We start from the raw sequence: 15,877 nt of genomic DNA, 5'->3' as shown, positions 1-15,877 counted from the left end.
TCTATTTTTATTGCCCGGATACGGGCGGAAAGGACGGAATTATGCAGAATGTGATCGACAAGATTGAATGGATGTTCGCAGGCCTGGGTGGTTTCCTGGGCTGGTTCTTCGGCGGGTTTGACGGCTTCCTGTATGCACTTGTAGTGTTCGTGGTCTGTGACTACTTCACCGGGGTGCTGGCGGCAGCAATCAAGCATGAGCTTTCTTCTGAAGTTGGCTTTAAGGGTATCGCCAAGAAGGTATGTATCTTTGTGCTGGTTGGTATTGCCAATATCATTGACACACAGATCCTCCAGAATGGAGCCGCCATCCGCACCGCTGTGGTGTTCTTCTATCTGGCAAACGAGGGTCTGAGCTGTCTCGAGAATGCAGCAGTGATCGGTCTTCCGGTGCCGGAGAAGCTCAAGGAGATGCTGGCACAGCTGAAAGACGAGCGCGATCAGGACAAAATCGACAAGCAGTAATCAACCGGGAGGGGCGATAAGCCTCTCCCACATTTTATTTAGGAGGAACGGACCATGAGTATGAAAGAATATCCCGTAAAGCTGACGACCGGCTACTACCGTGTGCGTGAGGACTGGGAAGATGAAGCATCCCAGCTTGGTGCATACCGTCTACTGGCGAATGCAAAAGCCAAGTGCGATGAGAATCCCGGCAGCCGTGTGTTTGACAATGACGGCAATGTGATCTACCCGGAGGAGGCTGTGCCGGTGACAGGTGCAGAAGAAGCGGAGGAAAAGCCGGTTATGGACGAGCCGGAAGGGAAAGCACCGGAAGAGGAATCTTCGGAAGAGAAGGACACCCCTGTGACGGATGAGCAGAAAGAGGAAGCCGGAAAGGAAGAGTATCCGACTGCAGAGGAACTCCCGGCAGCGATCGCCTATGGCAAGCTCAAGACTCTTATGAATATCCGGGAAATGCCGGATACCAGTGCAGAGGTTGTGACCATCTATAAGAAGAATACGCTGATCGAGATCGTGGAGTTCTGTGCCGGCTGGCTGAAGATCAAATGCCCGGAAGCGACGAGCGGTCTGGCCTATGTTCTCAACAGTGCGGATACCTATGCCTTTACCGCCAGCAAGATCTACACCGTTGTTCCGGGCGACAACCTCTGGAAGATTGCAGAGAAGGAACTGGGGGATGGCAGCCGTTGTGCCGATATCCGTGCACTGAACGGCCTGACCTCCAATGCCATCCGGGTCGGCATGAAGCTGCTGATCCCTTAAACACAATAACACAAACACATGAGACTCGGAGTGATCCGGGTCTCAATTTTTTAGGAGGAATCAATATGGGATACACCAATAGTCCACTCGTTGTTTATACCAAACTCTCCCCGAACCATTCCGGGCAGAGAACACACAGCATTGACCGCATCACTCCGCATTGCGTGGTAGGCCAGCTTTCTGCAGAGAGCATTTGCGGATGTTTTACCAGCCCGACCCGTCAGGCCAGCTGCAACTATGGCATTGGCACGGACGGCCGTGTTTCTCTGTGCGTGGAGGAGAAGAACCGCAGCTGGTGCTCGTCCAGCAATTCCAATGACCAGAGAGCAGTCACCATCGAATGTGCCAGCGACATGAACGAGCCGTATGCGATGAACAGCGCCGTATATGGCTCGCTCATTAAGCTTTGCATCGATATCTGCAAACGTAACGGCAAGAAGAAACTGCTGTGGCTGGGCGACAAGAATAAAACCCTCAACTACGCTCCGGCAGCAGACGAGATGATCCTGACTGTTCATCGCTGGTTTGCCAACAAAAGCTGTCCCGGAAACTGGCTGTATGCCCGTCTGGGTGATCTGGCCGCAAGGGTGACGGCGGCACTGGGCGGTTCAGCTTCATCCTGCCTGCAGGCATCTTCCCTTAAGAACCTGTCAGAAGCAGAGGCAGTGGCAAAGATCGGCCCGCTGTTTACCGAAAACCAGAAGCAGTCCGGCATCCTCGCCTGCGTGTCGATGGCGCAGTTTATTCTGGAGTCCGGCTATGGTAAATCTGAGCTGGCACAGAATGCAAATAACTGCTTTGGCATGAAGACCTCTCTTTCCGGGAACAGCTGGAGTGGCAGCAGTTGGGATGGTAAGTCTGTCTATACTAAGAAAACGCAGGAGCAGAATGCCGATGGCAGCTATGTCACGATCACCGCTGATTTCCGAAAGTACGCCTGTGTGGAGGACTCCATTGCCGACCATGCGGCATATCTGCTCGGTGCGATGAATGGCAGCAGGAAACGTTATGAAGCTCTGGCTGGATGCATGGACTACAAGAAGGCTGTGCAGATTATCAAGGACGGCGGCTATGCCACCAGCCACACCTATGTGCAGAATCTCTGCAATATCATCGAACGCTGGAACCTGACACAGTATAATGCCTCAGCCCAGAACCAGGGAGGTAACATCTCTGGCTGGTATCGTGTGCGTAAGAGCTGGCAGAATGCAGCTTCCCAGAAAGGGGCGTTCCATGATCTGGCCTATGCGAAGCAGTGTGCGGATGCGAATCCGGGGTATACGGTCTACGATCCAGCCGGCAAGGCGGTCTATCCTGTGACCCAGACTGCATCTGTGCCGTATGCGGTTCGCGTGTCCATCAACGATCTCAACATCCGTAAAGGACCGGGAACAAACTACGGCAAGACCGGTTATTACACCGGAAAGGGCGTGTTCACCATCGTGGCAGAATCTGCGGGTGCTGGTTCTGTGAAAGGCTGGGGCAAGCTGAAATCCGGTGCTGGCTGGATTGCACTTGACTTCGCAGCACGTATCTGACATTCATGGGCTTTCCTGAAAAGGAGAGCCTTTTTACATACAATGCAATCGTCAGTTTTGCCCGACTATGTGGGCAGATATTCTACGATTTATAGTTCGGATATCACTTGCTATAAGTGCCGGATAGAGCAAATATGTCACTACCCGAAGATAGGAAAAGGCGGTGGCATTACCACACGTTTTCCTTTCGGAAGGAAAATCTGACGAAAGGAGAGGATGATATGGATTCAAATGCTTTTCTGAATGATCTTATGTCAAAGATGAAGCTGCCGGAAGCAAAAGGTAAGAAAAAGGCAGAACAGAGTGAATCGGTGGCGCAGATCCTTGCCGCCATGCAAAAAGTCAGGGCTGAGAAAAAGAAGCCGCCCGTAACCAGCTATGCACCAGTAAAAGAAATGCCGGTGAATGAGCCGGAGAGTATGGAAGACTTCTCCCAGCTCGCATCCGATGTGATGCAGGAATGCCGGCCGGCAATGCCGACGGTGCCAGCAGCAAGCCAAGAGAAGGCTGTTCGGGTCGCCGCATATATCCGTGTTTCCTCCACCAATCCGGCACAGGAGGATTCGTATGAAATGCAGGAACGCTACTTTATGTCACTCCTGGCAGGAAATGCAGGGTGGACATCCGCCGGCATTTATTCCGATCATGGCATTTCCGCAACAAGCAGGGAAGGACGGACAGGTTTCAACCGTTTGCTCCGACACTGCAAGCAGGGGAAGATTGACCGTGTGATCTGCAAGTCCATCAGCCGTTTTGCCCGAAACACGCAGGACTTTCTTGTGGCATTGCGGACCTTAAAGGAAAACAATGTCACGATCCTGTTTGAGCGGGAAGCGATGGATACAGCGGATGCTTACAGCGAGTTCATTCTTACTACGCTGGCTGCCATTGCCCAGGAAGAGAGTCGTTCGATTTCAGCAAACATTGCATGGAGCAATCAGAAACGGTTTCCGGCCGGAAATGTCTGCAACAAGGATATTTACGGATACGAATTCTGCAAAGGGGAGTATACAGTGAACGAGAACGGATACCGATACCGGGCAGTGTTCATCATCCCGGAAGAAGCAGAGATTGTTCGGATGGTGTTCCGGCTTTTTACAAAAGAAGAGCTGAGCTTCACACAGATCGCCCAGAAGCTGGATGCCCTGCATATCCCGCCGCCGAACAGCGGATGCAGACAGCGGCAAAAGCGGAAGCCGACTGTGCTGCCAGCTGGCGCACTAAAGGAAGAAGATAAGCGGGGGTGGACGGCAACGGATGTTCGGTACATGATCGCAAATGTTCGTTACTGCGGTTCCGTACTTTGTCAGAAGACCTACACCGATCACAGGAATGGGCATAAACAGAAGGTCAATAAGGGGGAAAAGCCGAAATACCTGATACGAAATCATCATCCGGCTATCATTTCGGAAGAATTGTGGCAGGAAGCACAGGAAGTCTGGAAGGCATACACGGCAAAGTATAGGGGCATCGAAAAGGGAAGAAACGAAAGAAACTATTCCAAGCTCCTGCTGTGTGGAGAATGCGGACGGTATTTTCAAGGCCATTCCACAACAAGGACAACCATCTGGCGGTGTGCGACGAAGCTCGCCCAGCAGGGACAGAAGCGCTGCCGAATGGAACCGATTTATGAAGAGCAGATCCAGACGCTGCTTTGCAAAGCATTTGCCGAAAAATTCAAGCTGGGTGAGAAGATGGATGCAGAAGTCCATGAGGTCATGCAGATGATCTCCAAAGCACCCATTGATAATGCGAGAAATCAGGCATTAAAGAACCTGACTGAGAAGCTGAGAGAGATCCATGATTTCGACCATATGGAGCAGGAAGGGGATTTTCTGAAACGCCAGCTGTCTGCAGTGAACTATAGCATTCGGGATGTCCACCAGCACATTCGGGATATTCAGGCGGAAAAAGAAGCATTGAAAGTGCGATGTGAGGTGCTGGGAGAACCGAGAGATAAAGAAGCAGTCACAGAGTTAGAAAACCGACTTCTCAATGAAGAAGAACAGCTGGAGAAGCTGGAACATGAAGCCCAGCAACAGGCCGAACAGGTTCGGTACATGGAAGATTACTGGAAGAAGCTGGAGCAGACCCATGAAATCCGGGAGAAAACGCTGCAATGGCTGGATTCTCTGGCGGGAGGGACGCAGATGTTTCTGGATGAAGCAGTTGGAACGTATGTGAAAGCCTTTGTGCTTTCCGTTACCATTTTTTCACCGAAACATTTTAGAATCCACTGGTTTGATGACACCTGTACGGAAGTGGAGTGTGACAGCGTATTTGAGGGCTATCAGCAGCCTGGCATGATAAGGAGGAAGTATTGATGAACAGACAAATGACACAAGGGACGGTTGCAAACAATGTGCAGGTGATTCCGGCAACGAAGCGGAGAGTGTCTGCCGGCGGTCAGCTGAAAAAGGCAAAGGACATTCGGGTTGCCGCTTACGGCCGTGTTTCAACCGATGAGCTTGCCCAGCAGACTTCGTATGAGGGGCAGAAAAGCTATTACACGAAGCTGATCAATGAAAGAGAAGGCTGGACTTTTGCCGGAATGTATGCAGATGAAGCAATCTCCGGCACCAACCGTAACCACCGCACCGAGTTTAATCAGATGATGCAGGATGCGCTGGACGGGAAGATCGATTACATCATTACAAAGTCCATTTCCCGATTTGCACGAAATACGGTCGATACGCTGAATTGCGTGAGACAGCTTCGGCAGTGTGACCCGCCAATCGGTGTATACTTCGAAAAGGAGAACATCGACACGCTGGATGCGTCTGGCGAACTGCTCCTGACCATCCTTTCAGCATTGGCACAGGAAGAGAGCAATTCGATCTCCAAGAATATCAGCTGGAGTATTCAAAAGCGGTTTCAGGAAGGGATTGCCTTTGGAAATCCACGGTCGGTCTACGGTTATACGGACGGTGAGACGAATAAGGACTGGGTCATTGTAGAAGAACAGGCCAAGGTGGTGCGGTTCATCTTCGATGAGTTCCTTCTGGGAAAATCTTCTTACAAAATCAGCAATGAACTGAATGAAAAGGGAATCCCTTCATCCAAAGGGACAAAATGGCAGAGCGAAAGTGTGGATTTTATCCTCCGGAATGAAAAATATGTTGGTGACTGCGAAATGCAGAAAACGGTTACCGTCGATTTCCTGAGCCACAAGACGATTCCAAACAATGGAGAAGCTCCGAAATTTTATGTGACGGACCACCATGTCCCGATTATCAATCGCGCGGTATGGATGCGGGCACAGGAAATCCTGGCACACAGAAAGAAAAACCGAACGAAAAAGGATGAAAAGCGGGAAAAACGAGTGGGCAAGGATGTCTTTGATAACCTGGTATGCGGAAAGTGCGGAGCCCCCTTTTACCGCAGAACCCTGCAGGCAAGAGCAACGCACTTCGAGGATGACAGGTGTCTGGATGCCTGCCGCAGTGAGCTGTTGGCACAGGGCAGTTCGCCGGATGATTACTATGAACGATATTATTATACCTATCCCGTTTGGCGGTGCTCAAGTCTTAAGGATACCTCACCGACCAACGATGGGCCATTTATGGGAAAAGCAGACCCGGATGTTGCCTGGCATCCGATTTATATCGGCGAAGGGGATGCAAAGTGCCCTTCCCATTTTGTATACGAGACGGCGGTCAAGCAGAGCTTCATGGAAATGTTGTACGCCATCAAGCGCGACCATGAAGAAAACGGGGAGAACGCATGGATCGATTCGGAATTCCGGATGGTCTACCAGAAGGTACAGGAGCATGTCGCAGAACGGGATTCTTCCAGAAAAGCCGAACTGGATGAGCAGATTCTGCAGCTGGAGGAAAAAATGGCTCAGATGCAGGGGCGGCTGAAAGAAGCAGTAGAGCGTGGCCGCCAGAAAGCCAGCCCGGAGATTGATACCTACGAAAGACTGGTGGATGACCTGCGGGAGCGTTTGAATGAGAAAATGGACGAACGGCAGCAACTCAGCCAGGAAGAACAGCTTCTTTCGGAGATGAAGCACAACTACGACTTTTTCATCCGCTGCCTGGAAGCCCTGCCCGAAATCAACAAGGCCGGCATGAAGCTGAATGTCAATGGTCTGGATACAGATGGAAGCTGCCTGCGTGACTTTGGCGGCAAGGCACGAAGCAAAATCCTGAGTGATATCCGGCGTGGAAAAAGAAAGATGGGTGCAGACCGGGTGGAACAGGCTCCGGATTTCCTGGAATTTGAAAAGGGCGTTTACTTCGCATTCATCAAGGAAGGAATCGTTGACGGTGATGTGATCACCTACACGACGAATTTTGGAGTCAAGCTGACCAGCACCGGCAACAGCCGGACGCTGATGGCTTTCATCGGATTCCGCAGATGCAATCCGAATAAAACGGTCGAGGTGCTGATGGACGGCTGGCAGGTCAACGGACTCTGCATTCGGTACCATAGAGAAAAGAGAAAGGAAAAAACGGCACACACGCTGATGATCCGGAAACGGAAAGCACAAGAACGAGCATTGCTGGAGCAGGAAGCGTGATTTTGGGAACCCCACTGGATGAGACACTTTGTCTTGTCTGGTGGGGATTTTTTTCTTTTGGAGGATTTTTTTCCGAACCCATTGCTATGTGCAAAATTCTGCTATATGTTGAGAGTACAGAAATACACATAGCAGGAGAGAACGACATGAAGAGATTAGCATGGCTTTCAGTAGAAGATTATGCAGCGACCCAGATGGAGCTGGTGGTCATGAGTGCAATGAAAGGATATCTGCGGCGGATGCCGGAGAAAGAAGCATTTAAAAAAGTAGAGGCTATCCTTGACCCGAAGGTAATCCGGTTAGCCGGTGATGATGGCGCACCGATGCCTATACAAAGCAATGTTGACGGAGCAAAGCTCGCTGCGTTCATCGATGCGGCCGTGGCAGACAGCATCAGGGAGCTGGAGAAGAGAGAAGATGACTTGTCAAAAGCTGGTGTGACCATGCTGGAGAATGTTGATGGCAAGAGCATAGTGGAGCAGATGAGTCCCCAGTTTTTGGAATTCGTGCTGGATGCGTATCGGGGTTTGAAATACACACGATGACCAACAAAAATTGCTGGAAAGTTCACAGATGACTGCTTGATAAAAGGGCATCTTTATGGTAACATGAAAATACAATAGGAGTATTATACACTCTAGTTGAAAACACTTTGAGGAGGTGGCGCCGATGGCTGAGACACTGGAGGAACGAAAGAAAAGACATCACCAAGAAGATCTTCAACGTTTACGTGGCTTTAGACCGATTGATGATACTTTTATGCGTTGCCTTTTTAGAAATAACGTTCCATTAGCAGAAATGGTACTGCGCATTATAACAGGGAAGAATGATTTACAGTTGGTTTCTTGTGAAACCCAGGCTGATTTAAAACGTGTAACAGGTGCGAAATCTATTCTTTTGGATGCTTATGGTACGGATTCAATGGGGAAAAAGTACGATATAGAAGTTCAAAGAGCAGATATTGGAGCAGACCCACACCGTGCTAGATATCACTCCAGCATGATGGACATTGAGAACCTTGATGCGGGAGAGGATTTTAGTAGCTTACCAGATACTTATGTAATCTTTATAACAGAAAACGATTATTTTGGAGAAAACCAGCCATTATATCCTGTACAGAATATAATTACCACAACTGGAAAACCATTTAATGATGGAACGCATATTATATATGTGGATGGCGAGTATCGTGGGGATTCTGATGTTGGTAAATTGATGCATGATTTTAACTGTACCCAGGCTAATGATATGATTTTTCCATTAATGGCTGAGAAAACCAGATATCTTAAAGAAAACCCGAAAGGAGTGAGCGAAGTGTGCAAGCAGATGGAAGATTTAAGAAATGAGAGTATTCTTGAAGGCAAGATTCTTACACTGATTGACTTGGTTCAGGATGGAACTCTTGATATTGAGATAGCGGCAGCAAAAGCAAATATGACGGTGGATGAGTTCAAAGAAACAATGGGTAAAGCCCCATTAAAGGCGGTATAAGAAAGTAAACATATCCAGCCCACTGGCGAACTGTGTAGAATCCTACATGGTACGCTGGTGGGCTTCTTTTTTTGCCTCATCCAGCATGAACCACAGACAGCACCCCGGCATGCTCCGAAGTGCAGTTGTGGCTTATGCGGGCTTTTTTGTTATGTGGTCAACGGGTTACAAAATCATACTCCCAATCCGTATAAAATCGCTTTCAGTTCCTTTACCATTCGGGTAAGAATCTCCTGCTCCAGTGTGTTGCAGTCCAAAAGCAGACGGTGAATCTCGGAATCGGCAGTGGAAGCCGAATGTGCCAGACTGTCTACGAGAAGATCGTCTGCGGAAACATTCAGAAAGTTTGCAATCTGAACGAGTGATTCCAAACTTGGCTTGCTCTTTCCAAGTTCTATGTTACTAATGTGCTTATTTCCTACTCCGCATCTGAAAGCAAGTTCTTCCTGTGATAAATTTTCCTTACTCCTGAAATCAGCGATACGCTGTCCAAGTGCAGTATAATCAATTGCCATGTGTGGTCCTCCTTATGAATCCCGCATAAGGCAGTACGATTATCCCGCATGAAAATGCACATAGCAACTGATTATAGAAGAGTTTAAGACCGCAAAAGCCCACACCCCTATCTGCTGTGTGATCTTAGCACTTTTTTCCATCTGCTAGATGGAATTTTTAAGTACACTCCACCTGTCAGATGGAGGTCAAAACGCCACACACACTCTGCCTATGTACGTGTTTCCACTGACAATGATGAACAGACCTCCTCGTATGAGCTTCAGAAAAATTATTATACGGACTACATTAAGGCCCAACCCGGCTGGGAGTTTGTTGGCATTTATGATGATGAAGGAATCAGCGGCACTTCGCTGGCACACCGCAAAGGAATGCAGCAGCTGATCGAGGATTGTAAGGCGGGAAAGATTGACCTGATTCTTACAAAGTCCATCGCCCGTTTTGCCAGAAATATCGTTGACTGCCTTTCTGTTATCGAAACGCTGAAGAATCTTGACCCACCCGTAGGGGTAAAATTTGAAGCGGATAATATCTACACCCTGGACAGTAACGGACGCATGATTCTGACGATTCTGGCATCCGTGGCAGATGTATTGCCATTCGGCCGTGCGAAAAGAGCAATCCGAATGCAATCCGCTGGGGTAGATTGAAAGAAGGACGCTGGTGTGCAAGTACCCTTGGGTGTCGAGGACTGGCAAAGGCTCTTTTTGATATCATGGAGTGGGACGAAGATTTGAAGTACCGCTTCCGTGGGCAGCTTGTGGAGCAGGGAAGCGATAAGCTGATGCTCTTTGAACTGGATGAGCCGGAGATGCAGGAGCTCATCGAGTGGGAAAGCTGAATGAGTTCAGCAGCTGTGAGATCAAGTGCGTGGCCTTCGTGCGAATGGTTTATAAAAATGCCAAATGGGATAAGCGCAGATCTTACCGCATGATTGGAAATCTGTTCCCGGAGCAGAGGTTGGTCAGCTTTCAAATTCAAGAAGCACTGCCGATTGAAAATGGAAAAGTGCTGGACGGGACGGTAAGCCCCACGTTTGCCCTGTGTCGGGCAGAAGGCTCTCCATCGCAAAACAATCCCACCCCGGAAGAAAAAGCCGACAGTGGGGAAATGTGAGGGGCGTGTGGCGAAGCAAAGGAAGAGTTCGGCACTGAAAAATAGAATATCCGAAATTAAAGAAGCCTACTTGGTCACTATCCGGCTTGCTTAAAGCGTAGCAGACAGGAACGGGAACCAGGTGGGCTTTTTTCAATAATCAAATAAGTGAGCTTTTTGCACCGATATTTAGGTCATCAATTTTCGAGTTGATGGCCTATTTTTTGCGTCTAAAAACGTAGAAACGCTATATGTAGTGGTTAATGATTATTTTATACCGATATATTGTATTTTGCCGAAGAAATGCGTAGTAAAGGAAATTTCTGTACGCCAACGGCGGTAGTGAAACATATATTAACCGTCCTGAGGGGCGGTTAATATATTTATTTGCAATTGTTTTTGGTGTACGGTGGTTGGTAATGATAAACTGATTTATAGGATTCCAGTTCATATTCATTGGCAATACCAGAGGGAATCAGACCTGTACAGTCATGAGCAGATGCTGTATTTGAGATGTAATCATAAGAGTCAATGATTTTTTGATTTTCAGACTGAGAATTGTTGATTGCTTTTTTGCTTTTCATATACTGACCTCCTGAGGATTATTATAATTATTAATGTATACAGATAATTAAAGAATATACGTAAAACTTGTTATTTATCGTAGTATGAATAATTCCTCTAAAAAAGGAGAATCAGAAAATGAAGACGTAAGTGACCGAATATTTGAATTAGTGAACTACTCGGCAACTGAGTTACCAGAGCATCTGAAATCTGGCGGGATACCGCCTTTTTTCAGGGTGCGTCCATGACACCAATACTGCTTGCCTTTCGGCTATTCTATTTTTTGTAGTATATTGGATTTGGAAGAGGGAATGCATACGATTAATATGCAATTTATTAATCCGAAGGAAGAAATTATTGCGAATCTTGAAGGCCCAATACCATATGAAGAAAATCAGGAGATTGATATACCTCAAAAATATAGAGGTATAAATATCAGTTCTAATTGGCAAAATGTCTTGCTGAAAGAAAATGGAGTTTACAGGACAACAGTAAAAATAGATGGAATTGATCGTGGATCTTTTGAGATATATGTAAAAGGTAAAAATGGGGTTGATTAATATGCCAGAAGCTGCATTGAATGCAAATTTTTATTTTGTTAATACGAATAGAGTAATGAGGGAGAATTTGGGGAGACTTTGTCCTGATAAATCATTAAGAGGCAGCGCAGCATTGAAATTTTATAAATCTGAAACGTATAAGACATTGCAGGAAACAGAAAATGGATTGTGGGCAGAATCAGCAGAATATATAACCGATAGATACTATGAGGAAGTTGGAGATAATTCAGGTACTGATTATTGAGGATTAGCGTGGGAAGAGCGAAAGTATCAACTTTACGGAAAACAGGTTTCATGATATCATTGTTACATAGAAAACAGAGATATCGTGAAGCCTTTTTTATATGGAATCACAGGAGGTGACAGCAATGGCATTAAAAAAGAAACTGCCTGTAGGAGTGGAATTTTTCAATGATCTGATCCGACAGGATTTTTACTATGTAGATAAAACGGGATTGATTATAGATCTTGTGAATAATCAGGCTAAGGTGAATCTTTTTACCCGTCCTCGACGGTTCGGTAAGTCCCTGAATATGCGGATGTTGCAGACATTTTTTGAAGTGGGATGTGATCCGTCTTTATTTGATGGGTTAAAAGTATCGCAGGACAGCGAACTTTGCAAAAAATATATGGGCCAGTTCCCTGTGATTTCTATTACTTTGAAAAATGTAGAAGGGCTTTCTTTTGAGGCTGCAAAAAAATCACTGAAAGATACGATTGCTACAGAAGCCCGGAGGTTCTATTTTCTATTAAAAAGTGACAGGCTGGAAGAGAGTGACAGGAAATCTTATGAGACATTGATTTCCATTAGTGAAAATGGAGAGTACGATATGCCGGATACTGTCCTTGAAAAATCTCTGTTGAGGTTGTCGATTCTTCTGTCCCGTCATTACGGCAAGCAGGTGATTCTTCTCATTGATGAATATGACGTGCCTCTGGATAAGGCCTTCCAGTATGGTTACTATGATGAAATGGTATCCCTGATCCGAAATCTTTTTGGAAATGCATTAAAGACCAATCCGGACTTATATTTCGCTGTATTGACCGGCTGCCTGAGGATTGCAAAGGAAAGTATTTTTACCGGGTTGAATAACTTTTGCGTAATGTCTATATTAGATAAAGAATTTGATGAATATTTTGGATTTACAGACAGTGAAGTAAAAGAAATGCTGTCCTATTATGACCTTTCAGACCATTTTGATTCTGTAAAAGAGTGGTATGATGGTTATCAGTTTGGCAGCAGAGAGATTTATTGTCCCTGGGACGTGATTAATTATTGCAAAAAACTCTGCGCAGATCCGGATGCCTGGCCGGAGGATTACTGGTCTAACAGCAGCGGGAATGCCATTGTCCGTCGTTTTATTGATATGGCAGATGCCCAGACCCGCAGCGAGATCGAGCAGTTGATCGTAGGGGAAACCATTACAAAAGAAATCCGTCAGGAACTGACTTATAATGAATTGGACACGACTATTGAAAATCTGTGGAGTGTATTATTTACTACCGGTTATCTGACCCAGCGGGGAAGGATAGATGGGAAAAAATATCGTCTTGCTATCCCGAACAGAGAGTTGAGAGAACTGTTTGTCAGCCAGATCCGGGAGTGGTTTAAGGAATCCGTAGGGAAAGACAGAAAGAGTCTGGATAATTTCTGTGAGGCTTTTTTACAGAAAGATACTACAACCATTCAGGACTTGTTCGGTGATTATCTCTGGAACACCATCAGTATCCGGGATACAGCCACGGCTTATAAAGAGAATTTTTATCATGGAATTCTTCTGGGGCTCTTTGGATATATGCGAGACTGGATCATTAAGTCCAATATAGAATCCGGTATCGGTTACAGTGACATTCTGATCGAAGCCCCCAGGAACCGTACCGGAATCATTATTGAACTGAAATATGCCGAAGATGGAAATATGGACGCTGCCTGCCAGAAGGCACTGGCTCAGATCGAGGAGAAACAGTATGCTGCTCTGCTGAAGGAAGACGGCATGCGAAACATCATCAAATATGGCATTGCCTGCTACAAAAAAGACTGCCAGGTTGTGGCGGGATAAAATAGCAAAGGGTGAGATATATTTCATACATTGAAATTTTTACCGGGTGTCAGGCACAATTAAGGCCAAATAAAATACAATAAAAAAGTTGTCAGGCATTATTAAATTCAGAGTATAACAGATGAATAGAATGTTTGTTAACCGTCCTGAGGGCGGTTAATATATTAAATGCATACTTTAACGAATTAACTTTGAAAACACACAATTATTTACAACCAGAGGATAAGGAAGTGTTGTTGGCAGAAATATTACATGGTAAAATTAGAGAAAAATATATAGATATACGAGATAAAGTTGAGGATACATAAATGATAGATGTTGCAAGAGTAGGAGTTTCTGGAGTGAGTTCAATTTTTGAGAAAATTGGTTATGCATTTCGCGAACAGTCAGTAGAAGATTATGGAATTGATGCAATAGTAGAAGAGCGTAGTAATAATGGGCTTACTGGAAAACTGATAGGTGTGCAAATAAAATCAGGAGAATCTTTTTTCAAAGAAGTAAAAGAAAATAAAGTGATTTTTCGAGGAAAGATGAGACATTATGAATATTGGACACATTATTCTTTACCGGTAATTATTGTGTTATATAATCCGGAAACAGAACTATGTATATATGAAGTTTTTGCATCTGATAAGGTTTGTAGAACTGAAAAGGGCTGGAAAATAGAAATAGATATGAAAAACTATTTAAAGAGTGCAGCTAATGATTTGAAAAATATCAATAAAACTCAAACAGAATATCAGATAAGACTGGGTACGCTGGCTTTTTCAAAAAGTTTAATGAAATTAGCACAGCAGGAAAAACTTATTGTTGAAGTATGTGAGTGGATAAATAAAAGTTCTGGAAAAGGAGATTTTTTTATAAAAACGATTGATGATAAGGGTAATGAAACAGAGTTGTATAGTAAGACTATTATAGGATTTGGAATTCGTCCATATGATGAAGTTCTTCCGGAGGTATTTCCTTGGGCTGATTTGGAGCTAGATACTGAGTATTATGAAATGTATGGTGATCGGGATTACATAGAATATCGTAGGCAATTTAATTCAAATATATATCCATATTGTAATTCCGCTAATGAGGTTGATTGGTATAGATTTCGACCAGTGATTAATTCAGTGGGTAAATCATTCTTGATATTAGATGATTTTCTTAATAATGAAAGTATGTATAATATTGAGTTTTAAGAATTATACAATTAAAATGAATGGAGAATCCTGTAAATTACCGGTGTTATGTTATGTGTTTGAACAGGGAGACTGTGGCCTGCGTCACCTTGCGTTCTGCGTTGATAACGTGGAACAGACAGTGAAAGAACTGGCAGCGGTCGGAATTGAATGTAAGCCGATTCGTGTTGACGATTATACCGGCAAGAAGATGACTTTCTTCCATGACCCGGACGACCTGCCGCTGGAACTGCACAAATAATCATGGGAGAGAAAAGAGCGGCCCGTATATCAATGAGGCAGAGCATACGCTTCGAATCATGCAGCAGGCAACGCTGAGATAGCGGCTCAGTGTGAGAAAATAAGAAACACATAGATAAGGTTTTGTAGAAACAGGTATGTAGAAATCTGATATAATTTGTCGAATATATTTCATGGAAACTTCATAAAATTTTGCTATGATTTCTGCTAAGTATTGTATTTACAGGGCTTGCGGGAACGGGCGATAGACAGGAAATGTGGGTTTTGTGATATTGTTGTGACAAATGCCGGGAAAAACACAAATTTACTGGCTAAGAAAGCAGTAGAAAAGATATGACGGTTCGGTTATAATAAAGAAAAAGTATCGAAAGGTGTGGAGCAGATGAAAAAGACAGCAGATAACTGTGCCATATTAAAAAGCGACAGCCAGTATACGATATTCATTTTTAAAGATCAGGTTATCCGTTTTGCGACATCATCAAAACTGGAAAGATATACAGAAGTAAAAGAATGGGATAAAGGATATCTGGTTGTAATGGCAAAGTATAAGAACCTGAATGAAATGGAGGAATATATTGACCTGGTTCCGATTCTTCAGAACTTATATTATGATGTAGATGAATTCCTTGCACCGATAAAGGAGGTTCAGATTGATTATGCAGCTTGATATTAAAGACGTAGCAGATGCAGCAGACATGATTATTAATGGATATGCATATACGCAGGAGGGAAAATATATTCGGATACTTAATCTGAATAGACCAAACCATGCTGCAGTTATATACGATGATAAGATTGTGGAAACCAATATGGATGATATCGAAAATCAGATAGTTTTGGATTACTATTTGAATAATAAGCAGTTTATGGAGGACTAG

The 15,877-nt window shown here is 45.1% G+C and carries 18 protein-coding genes and 1 pseudogene; 17 read left to right on the top strand and 2 right to left on the bottom strand.

Annotated features, from left to right (window positions below):
* Positions 1-41: 41 nt before the first annotated feature.
* The 7 genes from ACTNB8_RS08605 to ACTNB8_RS08575 all read left to right on the top strand — a co-directional run bounded on the left by ACTNB8_RS08605 (position 42) and on the right by ACTNB8_RS08575 (position 8,780).
* Positions 42-464, top strand: coding sequence for a phage holin family protein (locus ACTNB8_RS08605; protein WP_107000202.1), 423 nt, complete (start codon positions 42-44; stop codon positions 462-464).
* 54 nt (positions 465-518) lie between these two features.
* Complete coding sequence (locus tag ACTNB8_RS08600; protein WP_441053867.1) at positions 519-1,226, top strand: LysM peptidoglycan-binding domain-containing protein; 708 nt, start codon at positions 519-521, stop codon at positions 1,224-1,226.
* A 65-nt stretch (positions 1,227-1,291) separates the two neighbouring features.
* Positions 1,292-2,764: a glucosaminidase domain-containing protein gene (locus ACTNB8_RS08595; protein WP_441053865.1), complete on the top strand. Its 1,473-nt coding sequence runs from the start codon at positions 1,292-1,294 to the stop codon at positions 2,762-2,764.
* Between the two features lie 221 nt (positions 2,765-2,985).
* Complete coding sequence (locus ACTNB8_RS08590) at positions 2,986-5,088, top strand: recombinase family protein (RefSeq protein ID WP_441053863.1); 2,103 nt, start codon at positions 2,986-2,988, stop codon at positions 5,086-5,088.
* The gene (locus ACTNB8_RS08585; protein WP_441053862.1) at positions 5,088-7,289 is read left to right on the top strand and encodes a recombinase family protein; all 2,202 of its coding nucleotides are present in this window, start codon (positions 5,088-5,090) and stop codon (positions 7,287-7,289) included. Before ACTNB8_RS08590 ends, ACTNB8_RS08585 begins: the two co-directional genes overlap by 1 nt.
* Positions 7,290-7,435: 146 nt before the next feature.
* The gene (locus ACTNB8_RS08580) at positions 7,436-7,834 is read left to right on the top strand and encodes a hypothetical protein (RefSeq protein ID WP_441053861.1); all 399 of its coding nucleotides are present in this window, start codon (positions 7,436-7,438) and stop codon (positions 7,832-7,834) included.
* 124 nt (positions 7,835-7,958) lie between these two features.
* Entirely contained in the window at positions 7,959-8,780 is an 822-nt protein-coding gene (locus ACTNB8_RS08575) for a PD-(D/E)XK nuclease family transposase (RefSeq protein WP_441053860.1), read from the top strand.
* Between the two features lie 173 nt (positions 8,781-8,953).
* On the opposite strand, the gene ACTNB8_RS08570 is transcribed toward ACTNB8_RS08575, so the two are convergent.
* On the bottom strand, positions 8,954-9,295 hold the full coding sequence (locus ACTNB8_RS08570) for a helix-turn-helix domain-containing protein (RefSeq protein ID WP_441053859.1): 342 nt from the start codon (positions 9,293-9,295) through the stop codon (positions 8,954-8,956).
* A 111-nt stretch (positions 9,296-9,406) separates the two neighbouring features.
* On the opposite strand from ACTNB8_RS08570, the gene ACTNB8_RS08565 reads away from it, so the two are divergent.
* From ACTNB8_RS08565 to ACTNB8_RS08555, 3 genes are read left to right on the top strand one after another with little or no spacing between them, the layout of a single operon-like run.
* Positions 9,407-9,943, top strand: coding sequence for a recombinase family protein (locus ACTNB8_RS08565; protein ID WP_441053916.1), 537 nt, complete (start codon positions 9,407-9,409; stop codon positions 9,941-9,943).
* Positions 9,940-10,134 (top strand): hypothetical protein, encoded by a 195-nt coding sequence (locus ACTNB8_RS08560; RefSeq protein WP_441053858.1) that lies wholly within the window; start codon positions 9,940-9,942, stop codon positions 10,132-10,134. The genes ACTNB8_RS08565 and ACTNB8_RS08560 overlap by 4 nt, the downstream gene beginning before the upstream one ends.
* Positions 10,122-10,409, top strand: a complete 288-nt coding sequence (locus ACTNB8_RS08555; protein WP_441053857.1) for a hypothetical protein — start codon at positions 10,122-10,124, stop codon at positions 10,407-10,409. Before ACTNB8_RS08560 ends, ACTNB8_RS08555 begins: the two co-directional genes overlap by 13 nt.
* Positions 10,410-10,771: 362 nt before the next feature.
* On the opposite strand, the gene ACTNB8_RS08550 is transcribed toward ACTNB8_RS08555, so the two are convergent.
* Positions 10,772-10,972 (bottom strand): hypothetical protein, encoded by a 201-nt coding sequence (locus ACTNB8_RS08550; RefSeq protein WP_441053856.1) that lies wholly within the window; start codon positions 10,970-10,972, stop codon positions 10,772-10,774.
* 291 nt (positions 10,973-11,263) lie between these two features.
* On the opposite strand from ACTNB8_RS08550, the gene ACTNB8_RS08545 reads away from it, so the two are divergent.
* The 7 genes and pseudogenes from ACTNB8_RS08545 (at position 11,264) to ACTNB8_RS08515 (ending at position 15,877) form a co-directional block, all read left to right on the top strand.
* The gene (locus ACTNB8_RS08545; RefSeq protein ID WP_441053855.1) at positions 11,264-11,512 is read left to right on the top strand and encodes a DUF6941 family protein; all 249 of its coding nucleotides are present in this window, start codon (positions 11,264-11,266) and stop codon (positions 11,510-11,512) included.
* A gap of 1 nt (position 11,513) precedes the next feature.
* The gene (locus ACTNB8_RS08540; protein WP_441053854.1) at positions 11,514-11,756 is read left to right on the top strand and encodes a hypothetical protein; all 243 of its coding nucleotides are present in this window, start codon (positions 11,514-11,516) and stop codon (positions 11,754-11,756) included.
* Positions 11,757-11,880: 124 nt separating this feature from the next.
* Positions 11,881-13,572, top strand: a complete 1,692-nt coding sequence (locus tag ACTNB8_RS08535; protein ID WP_441053853.1) for an AAA family ATPase — start codon at positions 11,881-11,883, stop codon at positions 13,570-13,572.
* A gap of 308 nt (positions 13,573-13,880) precedes the next feature.
* Positions 13,881-14,759: a DUF4365 domain-containing protein gene (locus ACTNB8_RS08530; RefSeq protein ID WP_441053852.1), complete on the top strand. Its 879-nt coding sequence runs from the start codon at positions 13,881-13,883 to the stop codon at positions 14,757-14,759.
* A 73-nt stretch (positions 14,760-14,832) separates the two neighbouring features.
* Positions 14,833-15,000: pseudogene (locus ACTNB8_RS08525) on the top strand (VOC family protein); the annotation flags it as partial.
* A 381-nt stretch (positions 15,001-15,381) separates the two neighbouring features.
* Positions 15,382-15,666 carry a DUF7724 family protein gene (locus ACTNB8_RS08520; protein ID WP_441053851.1) on the top strand — a complete coding sequence of 95 codons (285 nt, stop codon included), beginning with the start codon at positions 15,382-15,384 and terminating at the stop codon, positions 15,664-15,666.
* Complete coding sequence (locus ACTNB8_RS08515; RefSeq protein ID WP_005427329.1) at positions 15,656-15,877, top strand: DUF7723 family protein; 222 nt, start codon at positions 15,656-15,658, stop codon at positions 15,875-15,877. The genes ACTNB8_RS08520 and ACTNB8_RS08515 overlap by 11 nt, the downstream gene beginning before the upstream one ends.

It is taken from the genome of Blautia sp. HCP28S3_G10, assembly GCF_052065235.1.
Classification (GTDB): domain Bacteria; phylum Bacillota; class Clostridia; order Lachnospirales; family Lachnospiraceae; genus Blautia_A.
This window is presented reverse-complemented; position numbering and strand designations above follow the sequence as displayed.

Excerpts from the sequence above, each read along its gene's own strand:
- ACTNB8_RS08545 (WP_441053855.1), top strand. The coding sequence starts at position 11,264 with ATGCATACGATTAATATGCAATTTATTAATCCGAAGGAAGAAATTATT.
- ACTNB8_RS08520 (WP_441053851.1), top strand. The coding sequence starts at position 15,382 with ATGAAAAAGACAGCAGATAACTGTGCCATATTAAAAAGCGACAGCCAG.
- ACTNB8_RS08580 (WP_441053861.1), top strand. The coding sequence starts at position 7,436 with ATGAAGAGATTAGCATGGCTTTCAGTAGAAGATTATGCAGCGACCCAG.
- ACTNB8_RS08570 (WP_441053859.1), bottom strand. The coding sequence starts at position 9,295 with ATGGCAATTGATTATACTGCACTTGGACAGCGTATCGCTGATTTCAGG.
- ACTNB8_RS08550 (WP_441053856.1), bottom strand. The coding sequence starts at position 10,972 with ATGAAAAGCAAAAAAGCAATCAACAATTCTCAGTCTGAAAATCAAAAA.
- ACTNB8_RS08600 (WP_441053867.1), top strand. The coding sequence starts at position 519 with ATGAGTATGAAAGAATATCCCGTAAAGCTGACGACCGGCTACTACCGT.
- ACTNB8_RS08540 (WP_441053854.1), top strand. The coding sequence starts at position 11,514 with ATGCCAGAAGCTGCATTGAATGCAAATTTTTATTTTGTTAATACGAAT.
- ACTNB8_RS08590 (WP_441053863.1), top strand. The coding sequence starts at position 2,986 with ATGGATTCAAATGCTTTTCTGAATGATCTTATGTCAAAGATGAAGCTG.
- ACTNB8_RS08535 (WP_441053853.1), top strand. The coding sequence starts at position 11,881 with ATGGCATTAAAAAAGAAACTGCCTGTAGGAGTGGAATTTTTCAATGAT.
- ACTNB8_RS08515 (WP_005427329.1), top strand. The coding sequence starts at position 15,656 with ATGCAGCTTGATATTAAAGACGTAGCAGATGCAGCAGACATGATTATT.
- ACTNB8_RS08530 (WP_441053852.1), top strand. The coding sequence starts at position 13,881 with ATGATAGATGTTGCAAGAGTAGGAGTTTCTGGAGTGAGTTCAATTTTT.
- ACTNB8_RS08595 (WP_441053865.1), top strand. The coding sequence starts at position 1,292 with ATGGGATACACCAATAGTCCACTCGTTGTTTATACCAAACTCTCCCCG.
- ACTNB8_RS08605 (WP_107000202.1), top strand. The coding sequence starts at position 42 with ATGCAGAATGTGATCGACAAGATTGAATGGATGTTCGCAGGCCTGGGT.
- ACTNB8_RS08585 (WP_441053862.1), top strand. The coding sequence starts at position 5,088 with ATGAACAGACAAATGACACAAGGGACGGTTGCAAACAATGTGCAGGTG.
- ACTNB8_RS08575 (WP_441053860.1), top strand. The coding sequence starts at position 7,959 with ATGGCTGAGACACTGGAGGAACGAAAGAAAAGACATCACCAAGAAGAT.